The sequence below is a fragment of the Vibrio sp. S12_S33 genome (assembly GCF_963889785.1).
In the GTDB taxonomy this organism is placed as follows: Bacteria; Pseudomonadota; Gammaproteobacteria; order Enterobacterales; family Vibrionaceae; genus Vibrio; species Vibrio aestuarianus.
In genome coordinates this window covers 1-281 of sequence record NZ_CAWPQZ010000337.1, presented here as the reverse complement: position 1 = coordinate 281, position 281 = coordinate 1, and the positions used below count along the sequence as shown (strand labels likewise).

Genomic DNA, 281 nt, shown 5'->3' with positions numbered 1-281 from the left:
ATTAACTCAAACACCCGTCGCCAACATGATATTATTTATTCATGACGCTGAACTCAGCATTCCACAGGGTACACCCGCCTCGTATCTGGCAGAGTTAATCGGAGCACTGTCATGAAACGAATGTTGAGCGCCCCGAATGTTTACCTGTATCGGGAGAAAGTCTATCAATGGCCTGGCGGCGATTATCGAGTCCGAAACCGATTTGCCACTCGGCACGGGTGCACTGTTCCTATTTACCAATAAACAACGCGACAAAGTCAAAGTGTTGTATTGGGATAAAA

1 protein-coding gene and 1 pseudogene are annotated in these 281 nt (G+C 46.6%); both read left to right on the top strand.

All coding sequences use genetic code 11. From position 1 onward, the window contains the following. A pseudogene (locus AACW06_RS20375) lies at positions 1-115 on the top strand (IS66 family insertion sequence element accessory protein TnpA); the annotation flags it as partial. A gap of 21 nt (positions 116-136) precedes the next feature. Beyond that, positions 137-281: IS66 family insertion sequence element accessory protein TnpB (gene tnpB, locus AACW06_RS21145; protein WP_192076408.1), on the top strand; the 145-nt coding region annotated here is incomplete at its 3' end.